Here is a 20,800-nt window from a genome sequence, read left to right on the forward strand (position 1 = left end):
GTGTCAAATACCGCAATCAGATTGGACCCAAGTATGAAACAAGACGTTTTTGGACAGATGAACACCTTGGCGCAGCCGGAAGCTGTCGAAGCCTGGAATGGTGTTCTGCTTGGGTTTATGGCGCATGCCGCGGCTACACCCCAACATCTGGGCAAAGTGTTGGAGCTTGAGCCCGATTTTGCTTTGGGTCATGCCGTGAAAGGCCTGTTCATGGCCCTTCTCGGTCGGCGTGAGATGATGGCGGTTGCAGTCGAGGCTTTGGCGGCTGCCAATGCTGCGATGAGCCGGCAGCCCGTCTCGGCGCGCGAGCGGCTGTTTGTCGATGCATTGGGGCTGTATCTGGCGGGACACCTGACACAGGCGGTGCAAAAGTTCGAAGCGGTTCTGCGCGATCACCCACAGGATACGTTGGCGATGAAACTCAGCCATGCGACCCGTTTCGTTCTGGGGGATCCGGATGGAATGCGCCGTTCGATCGAACGGGTAATGCCAGCATATGAACCCGATCACCCCGGTCGCGGCTATCTGCTGGGCTGCCATTCCTTCGCGCTGGAAGAAACCGGAGCCTACGAAAAGGCCGAAATTGCAGGACGTCAGGCGCTTTGGATGGTGTCCGACGATGCCTGGGGTCTGCACGCGGTGGCCCATGTCCATGAAATGACTGGCAACGCGCAGCTGGGCCTTGACTGGCTGGCCGGGCGCGAGGCGGCCTGGGCCCATTGCAACAACTTCCGCTATCACGTCTGGTGGCATAAGGCTCTGATGCATCTGGATCTGGGTCAGATTGATCAGGTGATGGATCTGTATGACAACCACGTCCGCAAGGACAAAACCGACGATTACCGCGACATCTCGAACGGAACTTCGCTGCTGATGCGGCTTGAACTTGAAGGCGTAAATGTTGGGAATCGCTGGGAAGAACTGGCTGACCTGAGTGCTGCGCGCACCGAAGATGGCTGCCTGATCTTCGCCGATCTGCACTATCTACTGGCGCTGACCGGTGACAACCGCGCCGACGCCACCGCCAAGATGCTGACCCGCATGAACAAGGATGCAGCGCGTGCCAATGACGACACCACCCGCCGTATGGCCGATCCCGGTGTCGCGGCCGCCATGGGCCTTGAAGCCTTTGGTGACGGCCATTATGGCACGGCATTTGATCACTTGTTGGCGGCGCGCGGTTCAATGCAACTGGCCGGTGGAAGCCACGCACAACGTGATGTATTTGAACGCATTACCATCGACTCGGGTCTGCGTGCCGGGCGTCTGGATGCCGTCGAACGTATTCTGGATGACCGCCGTGCTAAACGCGCCGGCGGTGAAGACAATTATGCCATTGCGCGCCGCGCCCTGATTGATGCGGCGCGCGACGGCGGAGACATGCAAAGCGTCCCCGCCGAGTAACAAGACGACCAAGAAGGACAGAGACCGTATGGCGACCATATCGCCCGCTGCTGATTTTGCACCCGTCGCGGCCTCGGCTGCGACCCCCGCCCGCACGCGTGACCCGCGACTGGATTTCTATCGCGGCATCGCGATGTTCATCATCCTGATTGCCCACATTCCCAATGATCCCTGGGCGAATTGGATCCCGGCGCGCTTTGGGTACTCAGATGCAACCGAGATCTTCGTGTTCTGTTCGGGCATGGCCTCGGCCATCGCCTTTGGCGGGGCGTTCCTGTACAAGGGCTGGTGGATGGGCACAGCCCGTGTGGCCTATCGCATCTGGCAGGTTTATTGGGCCCATATTGCCCTGTTCTTCTTTGTTGCCATGACAATGGCAGCGCTGGACCTGACCGGTGCGTTCGAGAAAACCTATGTCTCGTCGCTGAACCTTCAGCATTTCTTCGATGATCCCGCCCCGCAGATGGTGGGGCTCTTCACGCTGACTTATGTACCGAACTACTTTGACATCTTGCCGATGTATCTGGTGGTACTGGCGCTGATGCCGCTCTACATCGCGCTATACCGTATCAGTTTCTGGCTGATGGCTGCTGCATCTGTGGCAATCTGGTGTGTCACCCAGACCGGCGCGCTGGCCCTTCCGGCCGAGCCGTGGTCGGATCGACAATGGTTTTTCAACCCGTTTGGCTGGCAATTGCTGTTCTTCACCGGATTTGCCTTGATGCGCGGCTGGATTCCCGCTCCACCGGTATCGAAATCTCTGGTCTGGGCGGCTGCCTTGTTCCTGATCCTGTCAGCTCCGTTTGGATCTTGGAAGGTCTTCCTCTGGGTCAATACCGCTGCGCCTGAGTTGGGCGCTGCGATCCGAAAGATCTGGCCACTGACTGACGAATTGCGCGACAAAACCGAGTTTGGCGCGCTGCGATATGTCCATTTTCTGTCATTGGCCTATCTGGGTTGGGCCGCGGCAGGCGAACATGGTCACCGCCTGATTGCGACGGGTCACAGCATGGGCGCGCGCGTCTGGCAGTTCCTGTTGACAGTCATCACCAAAGTCGGTCAGCAATCCCTTGCAGTCTTTGTATTTTCCATGGCGGCAGCACGACTTATCGGCGTTGCCCTTGATCAGACTGGGCGGGATGTTGCCACCGTCTTTGTCGCCAATATGATTGGCTTTGCCATGATCATTGGCGTGGCTTATCTGGCATCTTGGTTCAAGTCTCAACCCTGGAAATTGAAGAGATGAATTTAACCCGTCGCGCATTCCTCGTCTCGACGACAGCCTTGGCCTTTGCCCCATCGGCCTATGCATCCGGGGGCGCAGTCCCCTTTGACCGCGACTACGTGGTCGAATTGGCCCGCGACCTGGCCAGCCGCCCTTATGCGGAACGTGAAATGGTTCCTCAGGAATGGCAGGATCTGACTTACGAACAGTATCGCTCGATCCGATTCCGACTGGACCGGGCTTTGTGGTACGAGACCGAAACACCATTCAACGTCGATTTCTTCACACCGGGCCTGTATTTCCCCCGGACCGTCAAGGTGGAAACGGTCGAAAATGGCATGACCACACCGGTCGTTTTCGATCTGGGGATGTTCGAGAAATCTGAAGATGTGCCACAATTGCCCATCGACGAGACTCTGGGCTTTTCAGGCCTGCGCCTTCGGACCGAGATGCACCGCCCCGGCAAGACGGATGAATTCTGCGTCTGGCAGGGTGCCAGCTATTTCCGCGCTATCGGTCTGGACGAGGTCTACGGTTTGTCAGCACGCGGTCTGGCCCTGAAAACAGGTGAACCGGATGGTGAGGAATTTCCTGAATTCATCCGTTTCTGGCTGGAACGCCCCAAACCCGGCCATCGCAATATGGTCGTCCATGCGTTGATGGACAGTCCGAGCGTGACTGGCGCCTATCGCTTCAATGTCACGGCGGGGGCAGATTGCGTTATCGATGTCGAGGCCACGCTTTTTCCCCGCGAAGACCTGCCTCATGTGGGTATCGCGCCGGGCACCTCGATGTTCCTGTTCGACCAGACCAACCACAGCCGGTTTGACGATTTCCGCCCTGCCGTCCATGACAGCGACGGGCTGTTGATCCGCAATGGCGCGGGCGAGGTGTTGTGGCGTCCGCTGGCCAACCCGACCCGCCTGCAAATATCTTCCTTCGTTGACGAGAACCCGCGCGGCTTCGGGCTGATGCAGCGCAAGCGCGAGTTTTCGGACTATGCCGACCTTGAGGCGAATTATCACAAACGCCCGGGCCTGTGGGTCGAGCCTCAGAATGACTGGGGCAAAGGCACCGTTAGTTTGGTCGAAATACCGGCAGATCAGGAAATCTACGACAACATCGTTGCCTATTGGCGCCCGGCAGAACCCTATGCAGCAGGCAGTCGGGTTGACCTGTCCTATCGTCTGATATGGGGTGAGGAGCCTCAGCGCACTCCGATGCCACGGGTGACCAACACTGCCATGGGCGAGAACACCTTCGGTGAAGGGCGTTTGGCTGTCATCGATTTCGAAGGCAGCGATTTGTTCGATGATATCGAGGCGATCAGTGTCTTCGTGGATTCCCCTCATGCAGAAACCTCGGACGGTGTACTGCAACGCAACCCGGATACGGGTGGATTGCGTCTTGCGTTTTCATTCCAGCCAGATGGGCGCGATCATGTCGAGTTGCGCGCGCAACTGCTGAAAGACAAACAGCCTGCCTCTGAGGTGTGGCTTTACCGATGGACCATATGAACCGCGATTTGCATATCATGCCGCCCGAGGCACCTCTGGCGATGCCCACGCAGAATTTCAGCGTTGGGTTCCACGATGCCGATGCCCCGTCGGGCACAGACATGGGCGCGACTGGATTTTGGCGCGCGCTTGCGTTTTCACCGGCGATGGTAGCGACATTGGGCCTGCTGTGGATCATGAGCGACTGGTTCAGCGCCCAGGGGATCAATCTGATCGAGGGCATCCTGTTGGCGCTTATCTCGTTCAACTTCTTCTGGATTTCGTTCACGGTCTGCACCGTTCTGCTGGGTATGGTTTCGCTGTCGAGACAGGATCGTCCGCAGCGCAAACGCACAGCACAGCCCCTGCGCGTTGCCCTTTTGACACCGGTATACAACGAAGTGCCATGGAACGTGCTGGGCAACGCCCGCACCATGCTCGAAGATTTGCAGGCACGCGGTGGGCAGCATCACTATGCCATGTTCATCCTGTCCGACACGCGCGATCCTGAAATCGCGGCACAGGAACAGGCCAGCGTCGAAGCCCTGCGCACCACGCTCGCCCCAGGACTGGAGTTGTATTACCGCCGTCGCGAGCAAAACACCGACCGCAAGGTGGGAAACATCGCCGACTGGGTCAGTCGCTGGGGCGCAGACTGGGACGCGATGCTGGTTCTGGATGCGGACAGCCTGATGACCGGCCGCGCTATACACCGGCTGACCGATGCGCTGGCGCGTGATCCCGGTGCCGGGCTGATTCAGAGCTATCCGCAACTGATCGGCGCGCAATCGGTTTTTGCCCGAATGCAACAATTTGCCAATGGAGTCTATGGCATCGCCTTTGCCGAAGGGTTGGCGCGTTGGTGCGGGCAAGAGGGTAATTATTGGGGCCACAACGCAATTATCCGCACCAAGGCTTTCGCTACCAGTGCCGGACTGCCCAAGATGCGTGCGCTCAACGGTCAGGATAAGCTGATCATGAGCCACGATTTCGTCGAGGCTGGATTGCTGCGCCGTGCCGGATGGGCGGTGCGGTTCCTGCCGCGCATTCGGGGATCTTACGAGGAAACGCCCCCCACACTGATCGATCATGCGTTGCGGGATCGGCGTTGGTGCCAGGGCAATCTGCAACACCTGAAACTGTTGGGCTCAACTGGATTCCGGGCCGTCTCGCGTTTTCACATGTTCCACGGTGCCGTTGGCTATTTGATGTCACCTTTGTGGTTTGCGCTGCTTTTGATGTGGGCACTGATCGGTCAGGGCAAAGACGCTTCTGTCCTGCATTACTTCAGCCCCGATAATCCGCTGTTCCCGCAATGGCCGGAAATGTCGGAAACCCGGCACGTTCTGATCATTCTTGTGATGTATGCAATGCTGCTGGCACCCAAGGTGCTGGGAGTTCTGGCTTTGCCGCTAAGCGGTGTACGCTATTCCGAATTCGGAGGCGGCCTCAAGTTCCTGACCTCGTTTCTGGCCGAGGTCATTCTGTCGATCCTGTATGCGCCGATCCTGATGGTGCAACAGATGATCGCCGTTTTCCGGACGGCGCTTGGCATTCAGCGGGGCTGGTCGCCGCAAGCACGCGACGGTGGCAGTTACGGATTACGCACACTGCTTCTGTGTCATGCATTGGAAACAGTCAGTGGCATCGCCTTGAGTGTTGGTATCCTGTCCGGGCTGGTCTCGATCTGGTTGGCTCCGATTGCCATCAGTCTCGCCCTGGCCATCCCGCTATCGGCACTCAGCGGTGTTTCGGCCGGTGCCGCACGCCGGATGGTCGGGATGCGCGAGGATTTCCGCGAACCTGCCATCACCCGGTCGGCCCGCCGTTACCGGGCCGAGCTGAAGCAACTGGTTGAAGGCAAGATCAAGATGGCGCCGGCAGAATGATCAACTGCCGGGAAGCCCTTCGTACCAATCCACGACCATATCGGCCCAACCGGCTGGAACTGTATGACCCCCCGGGAACAAGGCGAACTCCAGCGCGCTGCCTTTGGCACAGGTGGTCCAGCGGCGACGCATGAAATTCCCCGTTGTGCTAAAGCCGGCCGGTTTGTGATCGACGCAGCCATTTGCCTCGCGCCAGATTTCGAGCCCGGCATAGATATCGCCCTGCTGAAACCTGCCCCCGCCCAGTACGCGCCCCTCAAGCGGAACTACGTTGTCCGTCCAGCCATGGGTATGTAACATCCGGATCGGACCCTTGCAGGTTTCTGGGTGTGGCCGCCAGAATCCTCCGGACACCGGAACATATGCCGAAAATGTCCAGGGTGACTTGCAGGCGAGATAGTTGACCATAAAGCCACCAGCCGAAAACCCGCCCAGCATGACCCGGTCCGCATTGATTCCGAACCGGTTTTCCGCGTCCTGAACCACTTCGGACAGAAAGGCGGTTTCATCCCGTTCGCCAAATCCAGGGATAAAATTCCAGCTTTTTCTGCCGCCCCGGTTGGGCCTTTCCGAACCTTCAGGCGCCATCACTGCATAACCGCGCGCCAACAGAGGTTCGACCATCCCGCGATTTCGCATCGTTCCCGATCCACTGCCGCCATATCCGTGCAGAAACACCACCAATGGCGGGTTTTCCGCATCGGGCAGTTCGATATGGTACGCGCCCAAGGAGGTTTCGCAAATTTCCCCCTGATCAGCGCAACCCGCCAGGGCCAACTGCGCGGTGAAGGCAAATACTGCTGCCAGGCTGATTTCCCTGATCATCCTGCATCCTCACTGTATTTACGGACCGGTAAACCGGCCCTTACCCATCCCGGCCCGGCCGCCGAGCCCAACATACCCTCGGGTACGTCGATGATATTTGTGAATCCGGCTTCAATCAAACGATTGCTGAGGCGCGCGGACCGCACCCCTCGGGCGCAAATCAGCGCCACGGGCGCAGCCTGATCACCGCCGGTCATTTGTGTCAGAACGTCGACGAAATCCTCGCGGCGCAAGTCCAGCGGTACCGCGCCCTCGCCAATTCCCGAGGCGCGCCACTCGCGCGGTGTGCGGATATCAACCAGCAGAACGCGCCCGTCCACTGCCTGCTCATGAGCGTCGGCCACACTGATCCGGCCACCGCTGTGATCTTCGGGGATCAGCCTGTATTGCCTAATCGCAAACCCGACAGCAATCGCGGCACCGACGCCAATCACTACCCACCGTCGGGATCGGTTCATTTTTTCGGCCACACCTCAGCCTCCTGTTCGCTGGTGCTGTTTCTATCACAACCAAACAGCAGGTTGCGCGGTGAAAGACAGCTCGCAGATCAAGATCGCGTCATTAATGCGCTGCGCCGCCAATACCTTGGTGATCCATTTCAGCTCGTTAAAAAGTTGCCATCTCTGGACAGTCGGCAAAATATCCTTACAAAATTGACCTCACCCTGACCGCCCAGACCGGAGTATCGCACTTGTCCCTATTCCTTATCGCGGCCCTTCCCTTCCTTGGTGCTGTATTTCCCGCACTGCTGATCCGCGCGGGCCGAAACGCTGCCGCATCCGCAGCCGGGTTGACCACATTTCTGGCCCTGATGGGGCTGCTGATCCACATCCCTTCGGTCATGCGCGGAGACGTCGTGACTGCCCGGTTTGACTGGATACCGAGGTTGGGCCTGAACGCGAATTTCATGCTGGACGGGCTGGGATTTCTTTTCGCCTTGCTGATCCTCGGCATTGGATTGCTCATCATTCTCTACGCACGGTTTTACCTGTCGCGCGAAGACCCGATGGGGCAGTTCTATACCTACCTGCTGCTATTTCAGGGGGCGATGGTTGGTATTGTCCTGTCCGACAATATCCTACTTTTGATTGTTTTCTGGGAACTTACATCGCTCAGCTCATTCCTGCTAATCGGCTATTGGAAACATCTGCCCGATGGCCGACAGGGCGCGCGCATGGCTTTGGCCGTCACCGGCTCGGGTGGGTTGGCGATGATCGCCGGGATGCTGATCCTCGGCAATATCGTTGGGTCCTATGACCTGAGTGTCATTTTGCAGAGCAAGGAACTGATTCAGGCGTCCCCCTACTACCTGCCGGCGTTGATCCTGATCCTGTTGGGCGCTTTCACCAAGTCGGCACAGTTCCCGTTTCACTTCTGGCTGCCGCATGCGATGGCCGCACCGACACCGGTTTCCGCCTATTTGCACTCGGCCACCATGGTGAAAGCCGGTCTGTTCCTGATGGCGCGGATGTGGCCGGTTCTGGCAGGAACAGATGCCTGGTTCTACATCGTGGCCACGACTGGTCTGATCACCATGCTGCTGGGTGCGGTCATCGCGCTGTTCAAGGATGATCTAAAGGCGCTGCTGGCCTTTTCGACCGTATCCCATCTGGGCCTGATCACCATGCTGCTGGGCTTTGGCACCAAAATTGCCGCCGTGGCCGCCATTTTCCACATCATCAACCATGCGACCTTCAAGGCTGCCCTGTTCATGACCGCCGGGATCGTGGATCACGAAACCGGTACGCGGAACCTGAAACGGTTGGGCGGTCTGCGCCACCTGATGCCGATCACCTTTACCATCGGCACCATCGCGGCCCTGTCCATGGCGGGTCTGCCGCCGCTGAACGGCTTTTTGTCGAAAGAGATGATGCTGGAAGAGACCGTCCATACCACCTGGTTGCATTCACATTATCTGGTTCCGGGACTGGCACTTTTGGCAGCGCTGTTTTCGGCCGCTTATTCTTTCCGATTCGTCAGCCATGTTTTCCTTGGACCCCAGCGAGACGATTATCCCGCCCATCCGCATGACCCGCCTGTCGGGCTGTGGCTGGCACCCGCATTGCTGGTGGTGCTGGTCGTCCTGATCGGTCTGAATTCCGCAGTAATCGTTGGCCCCCTGATCGCCGTGGTTTCCAGCGCGGTAATTGGCGGAGAGAAGCTGCCGTATTACTCGCTCAAACTGTGGCATGGCTTCACGCCTGCACTTTACATGTCGGTTGTTGCGACGTTGGGCGGCCTGTTCCTGCTGGCAATGCACAAACGCGGCGAGCAGGTCTGGAATGCCCTGCCCCGACCCGAGGCCAAGGTGATCTTTGAGGCAATCATCGACGCGCTGACCAGGTTAAGCCGCTGGATAACCGATGAAATGCATAACGGTGTTCTCAGCCGCTATGCGGTCATCTTCGTCGCCTTCACTGTAGGCCTTGGTTATTACGCCTATTCGACAGGCACCATCGGTGTGGAAACCCGCGTTCCGCTGCCAGCGCAGATCATTCCGATCATCGGCTGGATCTGTCTGGTGGGCGCGACGCTTGGTATCATGTGGTTCCACCGGAACCGCCTGTTGTCGCTGGTTTTGATCGGTGTCGTGGGCCTGATCGTTTCCATCGCGTTCAACTATCTTTCAGCTCCTGACCTTGCCTTGACGCAAATCTCGGTCGAGGTGGTAACGATGATCTTGTTGCTGCTGTCGCTGAACTTCCTGCCGACCGAGACGCCGTGGGACAGCAGCGCGGCGCGGCGATGGCGGGATGCCGCGATTTCCGTCGTTGCCGGTCTTGGCACCGGCGCGCTGGTCTACGCGATGATGATGCGCGATTTTGTATTTCCAACGATTTCAGAATTCCATCTGGCCAATTCCTACAAGGGTGGTGGCGGCACCAATGTTGTCAACGTGATCCTGGTCGACTTCCGGGGTTTTGATACGTTTGGCGAGATCATCGTGCTGGGCATTGCCGCGCTGATTATCTTTGCGCTGACGGAATCCGTGCTAAGCACCAATGTCCGCAGTTACCTGCTGAATCGCAAACCGCATTGGCCTCAATCCGGTGATTCACATCCGCTGATGATGGTTGTGGCGACCCGCGTGATGATGCCAATTGCGCTGATGGTCGGGGCTTATATTTTCTTCCGTGGGCACAACCAGCCAGGCGGCGGTTTTATCGCCGGGCTGATCGTCGCCATCGCCTATCTGATGCAATACATGGCCAGCGGCTATACCTGGGCGATTGAGCGGCAGCGGTTTTATTACCATGGCACCATTGGCTGGGGCGTCCTGATCGCCGCAGCCACGGGTCTGGGGGCCTGGTTTAATGAACGCCCCTTCTTGACCAGTGATTTCGGCTATCTCCACTGGCCGCCACTTGAGGAATTCGAATGGGCCACCGCCATGCTGTTTGACACGGGCGTGTTCCTTGCGGTTCTGGGCGCGGTAATGCTGGCGCTCGACAGCCTGTCCCGCTTTGCATGGCAACCCGGAATGGCACAGGAATTTCCGATGGATATCAACCCTCTGCGGGACTCTCCACCGGAACAAGAACAAGAGAAGGAGCAGGCCTGATGGAAGCGCTCGTAGCCTCTGCCGTCGGTATCTTGACCGCTGCCGGAATATTCCTGATCCTGCGCCGCCGGACGTTCCCTGTCATTCTGGGCCTGTCGCTGATTACTTACGCGGTCAACGTGTTCCTGTTCGCGACCGGGCGCCTTGCGCTGAACGCCCCCCCGGTTCTGAACAAATACAAGGACGTCGCTTATACCGATCCTCTGCCACAGGCGCTGGTGCTGACCGCAATTGTGATTTCCTTTGGGATGACCGCGGTGATCGTGATGATCTCGCTCAGCGCGTACCTGTCCTCCAAGGATGACCATATCGACATGACAGCGCAGGACAGCGTAGATGCAGCAGGAGAAGACGCATGAACCACTGGATCGTTGCGCCGATCGTCCTGCCCGCGATCCTGGCTCCGTTTAACATCATGGTCCTGCGATACCATCTGGATTTGCAGCGCATCTTTTCGGTTGCCGGTGTTGTAGCCCTGTTGGGTATCGCCTTGACGATCACGGCACAGGCCTCGGGCGGAGATATTCAGGTATACGAGCTTGGCAACTGGCCTGCCCCGTTTGGCATTGTCATGGTGCTGGATCGAATGTCAGCCATGATGGTTTTGCTGACAGCTCTGCTTGCCCTGCCGATTGTGCTTTACGCCATTGCAACAGGCTGGGACAACCGGGGCAAGCATTTCCACGCCCTGTTCCATTTTCAGCTTATGGGTGTCTGCGGCGCTTTCCTGACCGGAGATGCCTTTAACCTTTTCGTGTTTTTCGAAGTTCTGCTGATCGCCTCTTATGGCCTGATGACCCATGGTGGCGGTGCGGTGCGGTTGAAGGCGGGTGTGCAATATGTCGCTTACAACCTGTTGGGATCGACTTTGTTCCTGTTTGCTTTGGGCACGATCTATGGCGTGACTGGGACACTGAACATGGCAGATATCGCCTTACGGGTAGCAGAAATCCCGGCCGAGGATACGTCATTGCTGCGGGTTGGCGCGGTTCTTTTGCTGCTGGTCTTTTGCATCAAGGCCGCCGTTCTGCCCCTGCATTTCTGGCTACCTGCCAGCTACGCCAATGCGCCAATGCCCGTCGCGGCCCTGTTTGCAATCATGACCAAGGTCGGGGCTTATTCGATTCTGCGGATGTTCACACTGGCCTTTGGCCCCGATGTCGCCGCAACACAGGGACTGGTGGGTGCGTGGTTGCAACCTGCTGCACTTGTCACTTTGGCTGTCGGGGCTATCGGCATTCTGGGGTCAAAACACATCGCCCGCATGGTGGCGTTCTGCGCGATTGCATCCATGGGCACCCTGTTGATCGCAATCTCGCAATTCACGCCTGATGCAACAGCCGCGGCACTGTACTATGTGTTCCATTCGACACTGGCGACAGCCCTGCTATTCCTGGTTGCCGATCTGGTGATGGCGCGGCGCGGCGGGGCCATCGCACCAACGCCACCCATGCCGCAAAGCGGGCTGGTGTCCGCGCTGTTCTTCGTGGGGGCGATTGCGATGGCGGGGATGCCGCCCTTGTCCGGCTTTATTGGCAAGCTGCTTGTGCTGGACGCCTCGCGCGATGCTTCGGATGCCACGACGGTCTGGGCCGTGATTCTGATCGGCTCGTTCGTCACAATAATCGGGTTGGCCCGAGCCGGAACTTTGATTTTCTGGAAAAGTTACGACACTCAGGCTGTTCCGATAGCTGAGCCAGCGGAAAATGAAGCTGCCCCTGCACCGGTCGCACCTGAACCGCAACCCGGTCTGGCCTTTACTGCCGTGTTTGGCGCCGTAGCCGGCCTGATCCTGCTGACATTGTTCGCGGGTCCTGCGCTGGAATATACAAGCCAAACCGCAGGGCAGCTGTTTATGCCTGAAAACTACATCTCTGCCGTATTGGGAGGGGCCGAGTGATGAAACTGCTACACCGGATTTTTCCGCACCCGCACCTGACCATTTTGTTGACGATCGTCTGGATTCTGCTGGCCAACAGCCCGTCACTGAATTCTCTGGTCTTTGGCCTGATCCTTGGAATCATCATTCCCTTCGTCACACAACCTTACTGGCCCGACAGGCCCAAGCTACGCAACTGGCCCATGGTCGCCGAATACATGATCGTGGTGCTGTGGGATATTGTCGTTGCAAATATGACGGTGGCCCGGATCGTACTCTTCAAACGCAATGAAGACCGGCGGCCCAACTGGGTTAGCATTCCGCTGGAGCTTCGGACACCCGAGGCCATAACCGTGCTGGCCGGAACCATCACGATGACGCCCGGCACCGTCAGTTGCGACCTGTCGGCACAGGGGCACAATCTGCTGGTTCATTGCCTGGACGCGCCGAACCCGGATCAGGTGCGCGACGAAATCAAGCAACGCTATGAACGTCGCCTGAAGGAGATTTTCGAATGATCGAATACGCAATCTACTTTGCATTTGCCTGTTTCGGCGCGGCGATCATGATGTGTCTGTGGCGGATCATTACCGCGGACGGCGTTGGGACACGGGTTCTGGCTCTGGATACGATGGTCATCAATACGATTGCCCTGATGATCCTTTATGGCCTGTCGAAAGGAACCGAAATTTTCTTTGAAGCGGCCATGATCATCGCGATGCTGGGCTTCGTCTCAACCGTGGCTTATGCACGATTCATGCTGCGCGGCAACATCATCGAATGAGGGCGATATGACATTCCTTGCAGAACTGCTGATCGCCGTTTTCTTGATAGTCTCGGGTATCTTCGGGTTTGTCGGGTCCTTCGGCATGATCAAGTTGAATGACCCTATGTCGCGCCTTCACGCGCCGACCAAAGCGACAACTTTGGGTGTGGGCGGGGTGTTGCTGGCTTCGATCACCCATTCCGTTCTGCTGGAAGGCAAACTGTCGCTACACGAGCTTCTGATAACGCTGTTTCTATTCCTGACGGCTCCGATCACGGCCCTGTTCATTGCAAAATGGCACATTCACCGTCATGAACTGCCCAGCGACCTGCCCGATGCTGGCGAGGATGAGCTCTGGGCCACCCACGCGGTCGAGCAGGTCGAGGATGTTCCAGACCACAGCGCGAATTAACACAAATGCACACATCTCCGCTGCCCCTGACCCGTGATCTGGTTTTAATTGGCGGCGGCCACACCCATGCCCTGCTGCTGCGCAAATGGGGAATGAACCCTTTGCCCGGCGCGCGGGTAACCGTGATCAACCCCGGCCCCACTGCCCCCTACTCAGGAATGTTGCCCGGATATGTCGCCGGTCATTACGACCGGTGGGAGTTGGATATCGATCTTGTCAGATTGGCCCGTTTCGCAGGTGCACGTGTGATCTTGGGTGCGGTCAGTGGCATCGACACCGAAACACATGAAGTGCACGTCCCCGGGCATCCTCCGGTAGGCTTCGATGTGGCTTCGGTCAATGTAGGGATCACGTCGGACATGCCCGCCCTGCCGGGCTTTGCGGAACATGCAGTGCCAGCCAAGCCGTTGGGACCTTTTGCTGCGAAATGGGCCGAGTATCTAAAGGGTCAAGGGCCGGCCTCGGTCGCTGTGATTGGCGGCGGCGTCGCCGGCGTCGAACTGGTCATGGCGATGGCGCACGCGTTAAAGGCCAGGGGGCGGGCGGCACAGATTACCCTGATCGATAGTGCCTCGGCCCTGACTGCAACCAAACCCAAGGCGGCGGCAACAATCCGGATTGCAATGCATGATCTTGGCGTGGAGGTGATCGAAAACACGGTGATCACCCGGATCGGGCAGGATCACGTGGAACTACAGGACGGGCGCACAATTCCGGTTGATTTCGTGACCGGTGCCGCCGGAGCCCGCGCCTATGACTGGATCGCAAATACAGGGCTTGACCTTCAGGACGGATACATCCGCGTGAACAGCTACCTGCAATCCAGTGATCCGGCTGTGTTTGCCGCCGGGGATTGCGCCCATCTTTCGGAAAACCCCAGACCGAAGGCTGGCGTCTATGCGGTGCGCGAAGCGCCGGTTTTGTTCGATAATCTGCGCGCAGCGCTCGGCGCGGGACGGATGCGAAAATACACACCGCAAAAAGACTATCTCAAACTGATCTCACTAGGTGGCAAGTCTGCACTGGCCGAGCGTTTGGGAACATCGTTCAGCGGCCCGTTGATGTGGGCCTGGAAGAACCATATCGACCAGAGTTTCATGAAAAAGTTTCGCGACCTGCCGCGAATGACACCGCCCGCCCTGCCACGCGACCGGGCCGCTGGGCTTGATGGGGTTTTGGGTGAAAAGCCCATGTGCGGAGGATGTGGAGCAAAGGTCGGGCACGACGCATTGCAAATCGCCCTGAAATCCCTCCCCGCCCCTACTCGTACCGACGTCACTATCTTGCCCGGCGACGATGCCGCGCTATTGCAAACAGGCGGGGCGCAGCAAGTCATGACGTCCGACCATCTGCGGGCTTTCACCAACGATCCCGCACTGATGACGCGTGTTGCCGCGGTTCACGCCCTAGGGGATATCTGGGCCATGGGGGCCGCGCCTCAGGCGGCCACGGCAACGATCATCCTGCCGCGCATGTCCGCCCCCCTGCAAAGCCGCACAATGTCCGAAGTCATGTCAGTCGCGAGTGACGTCATGCGCGCTGCGGGTGCAGAAATCGTGGGCGGGCACAGTTCAATGGGCGATGAGATGACTGTTGGTTTCACGCTGACTGGCCTGTGTGAGGCTACCCCGATTACATTGGCGGGCGGGCAGCCGGGAGATCGCCTGATCCTGACCAAACCCTTGGGAAGCGGAGTTCTGATGGCAGCGGAAATGGCCGGTCTTGCCGAAGGGGCCTGGGTCGCGGCAGCCTACAAACATATGACACAGCCCCAGGGCGATGCAGCCCGCATTTTGGCCAACGCCCATGCGATGACCGACGTGACCGGGTTTGGTCTGGCCGGGCATCTGCAAGGCATCTGCGACGCATCGCATTGCGGCGCCATGCTTGATCTGAACGCTGTAAAGGTGATGGACGGTGCTCTTGCGCTGACGGATCAGGGGGTCCGGTCAACGATTTTTGCTGACAACAGCGCGATTGCGCCCAATCTTCCGTCCGGGGGCAAGGCGGCGCTGCTTTTTGATCCGCAATCAGCCGGGGGCCTGCTGGCCGCCGTGAATGCGAAGGACGCCGATACTCTTCTGCAAGATCTTCTGGACGCGGGATATCCGGCAATGATCATTGGCCAACTGACCAGCACACCCGGCTTGCGCATTCACAGCTGATCCAGCAGGCTTTCAATTTGCGCGGCCGCGTTGCTCAGCCCCGCATTGTCCAAAGTTGCGATATTGAGATTGGCCAACACCTGTACCGGGCGGGATTGCCGGGACTTGGTGTATGCGGGATCATAATGCTGTTCCATCAACGCCTGTGTCAGCGCCTGTTTTTCATCCGCATCAATCAAGCGCAGCCACCCGTCCACGACCTCATGCCCGCGATGGAACCGCAGCGGTGATAACCGGTCCCGCAATCGGTCACTGTCAGACAGAATGTCGTCATAAGCCCGCACCAGATAGGCCGAACGTGCTTCAATCGAAGCCGTAATGCTCACGCGCGGAGCCTCACACAACGCGTTCCAAAGGCTGGGTGGCAGAATCAAGCTGCCAATTTTGGAGGATTCCGCTTCGACCACGACTGGACGCGCCGGGTTCATTGCGCACAGCGCAGCGGACAGAGCAGATTCAAACCCCTTTTGGCTGGGCTGCCCCCCAGGCCTTTCGCCCAGCAAGGACCCGCGATGGTTGGCCAGCGCTTCAAGGTCCAGAACCTGTACACCTCGTGCGTGCAACAGAGCCAAAAGATCGGTTTTTGCGGTGCCCGTGTAGCCATCCAGCGCGATCAGCCGATGTGGCAAGGGATCATCGTACAAATAAGCGTTCACCAATCGACGGTAGGTACGATAGCCGCCCTCAACAACTTCCGCGCGCCAACCGATTTGCTGCAACATCCATGTGAATGATCCGGAACGCTGTCCACCGCGCCAGCAATAGACCAAGGGGCGCCACGCTCCGTCATGATGGCTGAGGTGGTGTTCGATGTGATTAGCTGCATTGCGGAACACCAAAGCAGCGCCCAGCTTGCGCGCCAGAAAGGGGCTGTCCTGTACATAAATGGTTCCGACCCGGGCGCGTTCCTCGTTGTTCAGCACAGGCAGGTTTATTGCACCCGGTAGATGATCTTCGGCAAACTCGGCAGGGCTGCGAACGTCGATCACGGTATCATACCCGTGCGCGTAAAGTTGGGTCAGGTCAGGAAATTTCAGAGCCATGCCGAAGGTTTAGCTTGCTGCGTTTCTAAAGAAAAGGTCACGCGTCATAAGGTTCGATCAGCTCTGGCCCGCTGGCCCGGTTCGAGTTCACCACAGGACTGACCCGGTGGAAGGTCAGCACATCCTCGTGCCCCGGCTGCATCAGCCGCGCGGCCCCTTTTCCGGCTTCACCCAACCACAATGGCCAGTCTTCGGGTTCTACGATCAAGGGCATTCGCTGATGAATGACCTCAAGCCTTTTGTTGGCGGCCGTCGTCACGATTGCACAGGTGCCCTGCCGTTCACCTTCAGGACCCCAGTCCTGCCAGACCCCGGCAAAAGCAATCGGAGCTTTGTCCTGACGGTGGATATACCAGGGCAGGCGCGTTCCCTGTTTCGTTTTTGTCCATTCATAGAACCCGGTCGCTAAGATCAGACAGCGGCGTGTCCGGCAAGCATCGCGAAAGGCGGGCTTGTCCGCCAGGGTCTCGGCCCGGGCGTTGATCAGCAACGGCCCCGCTGTTTCGGTCTTGTACCAATGCGGCAGGAATCCCCACCGCAGCGCGTCCAGATGGCGCCCTGTTTCGCCACTACGCACGACATGTACCTGATTTGTCGGACAAACATTGAAATTCGGCACCGCAGGCAGAGCGTTTGCCGGGCGAGCCGAAAACAGCTGCGCCATTGCGTCGTTGGGAAGAGTTATTGCAAACCGTCCGCACATGGGTAATGAACCACCGATACATTCTTGATACAGGCACAGGATTTCACGGGGTCACATGGAAAACCAGACAACGCAATCCCTTAAGAGCAAAGCACTGGCCCTTCTGGAAGCAGGCAAGCTGCCGCAAGCTTTGAAAAAGGCCCAGTTGGGTGTCAAGAAATTCCCAAAAGACTCAGATTATCATGCCATCGCCGGCTTTGTCTTGACCGAGATGAAGCAATACAAGAAATCAATTCCGCATTTTGTTGAAGCCTCGCGGATGAAACCGGACGACCTGCAGTTTGTCGAAAACCTGGCGAATGCATTGATGCAGACCGGGCAAATTCCCAAGGCCCTGGAATATACCGAACAAAAGCTGGAGCAATTCCCCAACAACCAGGAATTGAACCGCGTGCTGGATGAAATTCACCTCAAAGGCACCAACTGGCGCATGATGATCGAACATGCGAGCAGGAAGCTGGAGAGCGATCCAGACAATGTGGACCTTCTTGCTAAACGTGCCAGAGCTTACGCCAATATCGGCTTTGACGATGAAAACTCGCGGGATGTCGCCCGCGCCTACGAGCTGGACCCCGAGAACTCAAAAATTGCCCTTATAAAATCTGTAGACCTTCACCAAACCGGCGAAAAGAACGAGTCCAAAGCAATACTGAGGCGCATTCTTCAAAACGAACCCGAGCATGTGTCGGCTTTGCTGCAATTATCGGCAATGGCAACTACAGATGAAGCTCCGGAGCTGCTGGAAGCCGTAAATAAAGCCATCTCCGAAAAGGGAGATGATAAGCTGGAACTCCAGTTCGCCAAGGCGCATTTGATTTCAAAGTTAGACGGTTTGAATGCCGCCATGCCGTATTACGCGCGGGCCAATGATATTCAGCACCAAGGCAACCCTTATGTCTCGGCCGATGAAGAGGAAAAACTGTTCCGGATCACCAGCTTGTTCCCCGTCGATTCAGATGCACCAGAGTCCGGCTTTGCCGAGGGGCCAACACCAATCTTTGTACTGGGTCAGCCCCGCTCGGGCACGACATTGATGGAAATGATGTTGAGTTCAGCCCCCGGAATATCCGGTTGCGGTGAACTGACTTTGGGGGCCGACCTGTCGCGTGAATATGAGAAAAAAGGCATGAAGTACGACGTTGCCAAAGCGTCTGAACTCGCGCGGGAATTCCTCGAATTGATGCCGCCAATTCCAGGCGACTCTGTCGCCTTTGTCGACAAGATGCCGCACAATTATCAACGTATCGGCTTCCTGCTGTCTGCCTTCCCAAAGGCAAAGATTATTAATATGCTGCGCGATCCGCGTGATGTTGGATTGTCCAAATGGATCAGGTGTTTTCCTGCCGGTGGAATGCGCTATGCCTCGAATATGCAGGCCATCGCCCATTCGGCAAATATGTATCGTCGCTACATGGCACATTGGGATGCCGTGTTCGGCAATCGTATTCTGACGGTGCCTTACGAAGAACTGGTGGCAGACCCGAAAACTTACAGCCAGCAGGTCGCCGCGTTCTGCGATTTGGAGTGGAACGAAACGATGATGCACCCTGAAAAGAACACGAAACAGGTGCGCACGGCCAGCATTGATCAGGTGCGCAGCAAGATCTCGACCAAGTCTATCGGAGGTTGGCGCGGGGTTGTCGAGCATATCAAGCCGATGCTCGACGGGATCGACCCCGAACTCTGGCCGGAATACGATTTCAGCTGATCGGTTCCCCAAAAAGCCGCATCACGAGGATGCGGCTTTTTTCTTTGTCGTAAACCCAGTTATTTCTGCTTGATACGCCCGTCGACATAGGGCTGATAGGGCGCATTTTCCGCCAGGTATTCTGCGGTTACATCCGCAAGGTCCGGGCCGAAGTCATAGGCGTTCTTGTCGTCGCCTTCGAACATCTTGTACCCGTCACCGCCGTTGCGAACAAAGTTGTTGGTGACGACAAGGTAAGTCTTGTTCGGGTCGATCGGTATAAAACCGTCACCGTCGGCAACCATCACCTCGCTGACGCGTCCTTCGTTCGGTGCAACGCTTGGGTCCCAGGTAAAGCTAAGACCAGCGACCTGCGGGAAACGACCTTTCACTTCTTCCACCTGACTAACGCCATTCTCCAGCGCGTCAATGACACCCTGTCCGCTGATTTCGAAGGTCGACAATGTGTTCTGGAAAGGTAGTACAGCCAGAACTTCGCCCATGGTTACATCGCCAGGGTCGATGGACGCCCGCAACCCACCCGAGTTGGCAATGGCGATCTGAACGCCCTGATCCGCCACGCGCGCCAGCATCGCATCGGCGACCAGGTTGCCCATCTGGCATTCCTGCACACGGCAAATAGAGCGATCCCCTTCAACAGCTTCCGCAGCGCTTGCAACGACCTTGTTACGGATTTCATCCAAAGGCACCGCCAGTTCCGCAATCCTGTCCAGCGCGGCCTGATCCTCGGTTACTGCGTTGTCCATGATCAAAGGCTCGCCAACTGCCTCGACCACTTTGCCGTCGTCATCGAAAGTGACGTTCAACTCGCCCAGAAACTTGCCATAGGCATAGGCCTGAACGATCTGTACGCCGTTTACCACCGTTGGGTACGGACCTGCCGCCTTATCCGACACATTCGAAAGATACGTATTTGAATGTCCGCCGACGATCACATCAACGCCGGTCGTTTCTTGCGCGACGCGCTGATCGACGCCATAGCCGGAGTGGCTGAGAACGATGATCTTGTTAACGCCCTCACCCGTCAGTTTATCGACTTCGGCCTGCACGGCTGGCACCGGGTCCGAGAACGTGACGTTGGGGCCGGGCGAGGCAAGCTCATCCGTGTCGATTGGGGTCAGACCGATCAGGCCGATCTTTTCGCCGCCCACCTCGATAACAGTCGATTTCTTGATCCTGTCCGTCAAAAGCTCTTCGTCGCGAATATCAGCGTTGGACATCAGGACCGGGAAGTCGACCGAGTCGATGAACCCCCGCAACACTTCGGGGCCGTCATCAAACTCGTGGTTGCCAACGGTCATGGCGTTATAGCCCAGCTTGTTCATGAACTCGGCCGCGACCTTGCCCTTGTAGTAGGTATAGAAAAGGGACCCCTGGAACTGGTCACCTCCATCCACCAGAATCGAGTTTTCTGCGCGCTCGCGCGCATCGGCAACTGCCGTAACAAGGCGCGCCGAGCCGCCAAAGCACTTACCTTCCGCATTGTCTTCCGCACCGCATCCGCTGTCGTATTTGTTGATCGGCTCAAAGCGCGAATGGAAATCGTTGGTGTGCAGAATTGTCAGCTTATAGTCGGCTGCCGCGACGCCCGCAGTCAGGCCCACCACCGCAACCGAAGTTAAAAATCGGGTCAACATCTTGGAACTCCCTATTATTATTGCCGGGGATCGTGCGCTTATGTCGACTGAGAGTCAAAGGAGAAATCCAGCTTGATTCCAAGCGC

General features: G+C 57.6%; 17 protein-coding genes. 12 read left to right on the forward strand and 5 right to left on the reverse strand.

Going from position 1 to position 20,800, the window contains the following annotated elements; genetic code table 11:
- The first annotated feature begins 33 nt into the window (after window positions 1–33).
- The 4 genes from ACR0NZ_RS06515 to mdoH are packed head-to-tail and all read left to right on the forward strand — an operon-like array spanning window position 34 to window position 6,014.
- Window positions 34–1,404 (forward strand): tetratricopeptide repeat protein, encoded by a 1,371-nt coding sequence (locus ACR0NZ_RS06515; RefSeq protein ID WP_480517646.1) that lies wholly within the window; start codon window positions 34–36, stop codon window positions 1,402–1,404.
- A gap of 28 nt (window positions 1,405–1,432) precedes the next feature.
- Window positions 1,433–2,650, forward strand: a complete 1,218-nt coding sequence (locus tag ACR0NZ_RS06520) for an OpgC family protein (RefSeq protein ID WP_480517648.1) — start codon at window positions 1,433–1,435, stop codon at window positions 2,648–2,650.
- On the forward strand, window positions 2,647–4,146 hold the full coding sequence (locus tag ACR0NZ_RS06525; protein WP_480517650.1) for an OpgD/OpgG family glucan biosynthesis protein: 1,500 nt from the start codon (window positions 2,647–2,649) through the stop codon (window positions 4,144–4,146). Before ACR0NZ_RS06520 ends, ACR0NZ_RS06525 begins: the two co-directional genes overlap by 4 nt.
- Window positions 4,143–6,014 (forward strand): glucans biosynthesis glucosyltransferase MdoH, encoded by a 1,872-nt coding sequence (gene mdoH / locus ACR0NZ_RS06530; RefSeq protein WP_480517652.1) that lies wholly within the window; start codon window positions 4,143–4,145, stop codon window positions 6,012–6,014. Before ACR0NZ_RS06525 ends, mdoH begins: the two co-directional genes overlap by 4 nt.
- On the opposite strand, the gene ACR0NZ_RS06535 is transcribed toward mdoH, so the two are convergent.
- On the reverse strand, window positions 6,015–6,839 hold the full coding sequence (locus tag ACR0NZ_RS06535; RefSeq protein ID WP_480517654.1) for a CE1 family esterase: 825 nt from the start codon (window positions 6,837–6,839) through the stop codon (window positions 6,015–6,017).
- Window positions 6,836–7,297, reverse strand: a complete 462-nt coding sequence (locus tag ACR0NZ_RS06540; RefSeq protein ID WP_480517778.1) for a rhodanese-like domain-containing protein — start codon at window positions 7,295–7,297, stop codon at window positions 6,836–6,838. Before ACR0NZ_RS06540 ends, ACR0NZ_RS06535 begins: the two co-directional genes overlap by 4 nt.
- A gap of 233 nt (window positions 7,298–7,530) precedes the next feature.
- Here ACR0NZ_RS06540 and ACR0NZ_RS06545 point away from each other — a divergent pair, with 233 nt between their 5' ends.
- Genes ACR0NZ_RS06545 through selD form a run of 7 tightly spaced genes read left to right on the forward strand, consistent with a single transcriptional unit; the run spans window position 7,531 to window position 15,623 of the window.
- A complete protein-coding gene (locus ACR0NZ_RS06545; protein ID WP_480517657.1) occupies window positions 7,531–10,401 on the forward strand; it encodes a monovalent cation/H+ antiporter subunit A in 2,871 nt (956 codons plus the stop codon).
- Window positions 10,401–10,760 (forward strand): Na+/H+ antiporter subunit C, encoded by a 360-nt coding sequence (locus tag ACR0NZ_RS06550; protein WP_209503290.1) that lies wholly within the window; start codon window positions 10,401–10,403, stop codon window positions 10,758–10,760. Before ACR0NZ_RS06545 ends, ACR0NZ_RS06550 begins: the two co-directional genes overlap by 1 nt.
- A complete protein-coding gene (locus tag ACR0NZ_RS06555) occupies window positions 10,757–12,301 on the forward strand; it encodes a monovalent cation/H+ antiporter subunit D (RefSeq protein WP_480517659.1) in 1,545 nt (514 codons plus the stop codon). Before ACR0NZ_RS06550 ends, ACR0NZ_RS06555 begins: the two co-directional genes overlap by 4 nt.
- A complete protein-coding gene (locus ACR0NZ_RS06560; protein WP_480473523.1) occupies window positions 12,301–12,798 on the forward strand; it encodes a Na+/H+ antiporter subunit E in 498 nt (165 codons plus the stop codon). Before ACR0NZ_RS06555 ends, ACR0NZ_RS06560 begins: the two co-directional genes overlap by 1 nt.
- Window positions 12,795–13,064 (forward strand): K+/H+ antiporter subunit F, encoded by a 270-nt coding sequence (locus ACR0NZ_RS06565; protein WP_209503286.1) that lies wholly within the window; start codon window positions 12,795–12,797, stop codon window positions 13,062–13,064. The genes ACR0NZ_RS06560 and ACR0NZ_RS06565 overlap by 4 nt, the downstream gene beginning before the upstream one ends.
- A 7-nt stretch (window positions 13,065–13,071) precedes the next feature.
- Entirely contained in the window at window positions 13,072–13,458 is a 387-nt protein-coding gene (locus ACR0NZ_RS06570) for a Na+/H+ antiporter subunit G (RefSeq protein WP_480473524.1), read from the forward strand.
- Between the two features lie 5 nt (window positions 13,459–13,463).
- On the forward strand, window positions 13,464–15,623 hold the full coding sequence (gene selD, locus ACR0NZ_RS06575) for a selenide, water dikinase SelD (protein WP_480517661.1): 2,160 nt from the start codon (window positions 13,464–13,466) through the stop codon (window positions 15,621–15,623).
- Here selD and mnmH read toward each other — a convergent pair.
- Together mnmH and ACR0NZ_RS06585 are read right to left on the reverse strand one after the other, a co-directional pair.
- Window positions 15,614–16,666, reverse strand: coding sequence for a tRNA 2-selenouridine(34) synthase MnmH (gene mnmH / locus ACR0NZ_RS06580; protein WP_480517663.1), 1,053 nt, complete (start codon window positions 16,664–16,666; stop codon window positions 15,614–15,616). The two genes, selD and mnmH, sit on opposite strands and share 10 nt — an antisense overlap.
- 37 nt (window positions 16,667–16,703) lie before the next feature.
- Window positions 16,704–17,369 carry an SOS response-associated peptidase gene (locus tag ACR0NZ_RS06585; protein ID WP_480517665.1) on the reverse strand — a complete coding sequence of 222 codons (666 nt, stop codon included), beginning with the start codon at window positions 17,367–17,369 and terminating at the stop codon, window positions 16,704–16,706.
- A 145-nt stretch (window positions 17,370–17,514) separates the two neighbouring features.
- Between ACR0NZ_RS06585 and ACR0NZ_RS06590 the strand changes: the two genes are divergently transcribed.
- Window positions 17,515–19,077, forward strand: a complete 1,563-nt coding sequence (locus tag ACR0NZ_RS06590; protein WP_480517667.1) for a tetratricopeptide repeat-containing sulfotransferase family protein — start codon at window positions 17,515–17,517, stop codon at window positions 19,075–19,077.
- 59 nt (window positions 19,078–19,136) lie between these two features.
- On the opposite strand, the gene ACR0NZ_RS06595 is transcribed toward ACR0NZ_RS06590, so the two are convergent.
- Complete coding sequence (locus ACR0NZ_RS06595) at window positions 19,137–20,714, reverse strand: bifunctional metallophosphatase/5'-nucleotidase (protein ID WP_480517669.1); 1,578 nt, start codon at window positions 20,712–20,714, stop codon at window positions 19,137–19,139.
- Window positions 20,715–20,800 lie beyond the last annotated feature (86 nt).

Source organism: Ruegeria sp. AE3 (assembly GCF_056542225.1).

Excerpts from the sequence above, each read along its gene's own strand:
- ACR0NZ_RS06555 (WP_480517659.1), top strand. The coding sequence starts at position 10,757 with ATGAACCACTGGATCGTTGCGCCGATCGTCCTGCCCGCGATCCTGGCT.
- ACR0NZ_RS06565 (WP_209503286.1), top strand. The coding sequence starts at position 12,795 with ATGATCGAATACGCAATCTACTTTGCATTTGCCTGTTTCGGCGCGGCG.
- ACR0NZ_RS06520 (WP_480517648.1), top strand. The coding sequence starts at position 1,433 with ATGGCGACCATATCGCCCGCTGCTGATTTTGCACCCGTCGCGGCCTCG.
- ACR0NZ_RS06585 (WP_480517665.1), bottom strand. The coding sequence starts at position 17,369 with ATGTGCGGACGGTTTGCAATAACTCTTCCCAACGACGCAATGGCGCAG.
- ACR0NZ_RS06540 (WP_480517778.1), bottom strand. The coding sequence starts at position 7,297 with ATGAACCGATCCCGACGGTGGGTAGTGATTGGCGTCGGTGCCGCGATT.
- ACR0NZ_RS06595 (WP_480517669.1), bottom strand. The coding sequence starts at position 20,714 with ATGTTGACCCGATTTTTAACTTCGGTTGCGGTGGTGGGCCTGACTGCG.
- ACR0NZ_RS06550 (WP_209503290.1), top strand. The coding sequence starts at position 10,401 with ATGGAAGCGCTCGTAGCCTCTGCCGTCGGTATCTTGACCGCTGCCGGA.
- mnmH (WP_480517663.1), bottom strand. The coding sequence starts at position 16,666 with ATGGCTCTGAAATTTCCTGACCTGACCCAACTTTACGCGCACGGGTAT.
- ACR0NZ_RS06515 (WP_480517646.1), top strand. The coding sequence starts at position 34 with ATGAAACAAGACGTTTTTGGACAGATGAACACCTTGGCGCAGCCGGAA.
- ACR0NZ_RS06560 (WP_480473523.1), top strand. The coding sequence starts at position 12,301 with ATGAAACTGCTACACCGGATTTTTCCGCACCCGCACCTGACCATTTTG.
- selD (WP_480517661.1), top strand. The coding sequence starts at position 13,464 with ATGCACACATCTCCGCTGCCCCTGACCCGTGATCTGGTTTTAATTGGC.
- ACR0NZ_RS06570 (WP_480473524.1), top strand. The coding sequence starts at position 13,072 with ATGACATTCCTTGCAGAACTGCTGATCGCCGTTTTCTTGATAGTCTCG.
- ACR0NZ_RS06535 (WP_480517654.1), bottom strand. The coding sequence starts at position 6,839 with ATGATCAGGGAAATCAGCCTGGCAGCAGTATTTGCCTTCACCGCGCAG.
- ACR0NZ_RS06525 (WP_480517650.1), top strand. The coding sequence starts at position 2,647 with ATGAATTTAACCCGTCGCGCATTCCTCGTCTCGACGACAGCCTTGGCC.
- mdoH (WP_480517652.1), top strand. The coding sequence starts at position 4,143 with ATGAACCGCGATTTGCATATCATGCCGCCCGAGGCACCTCTGGCGATG.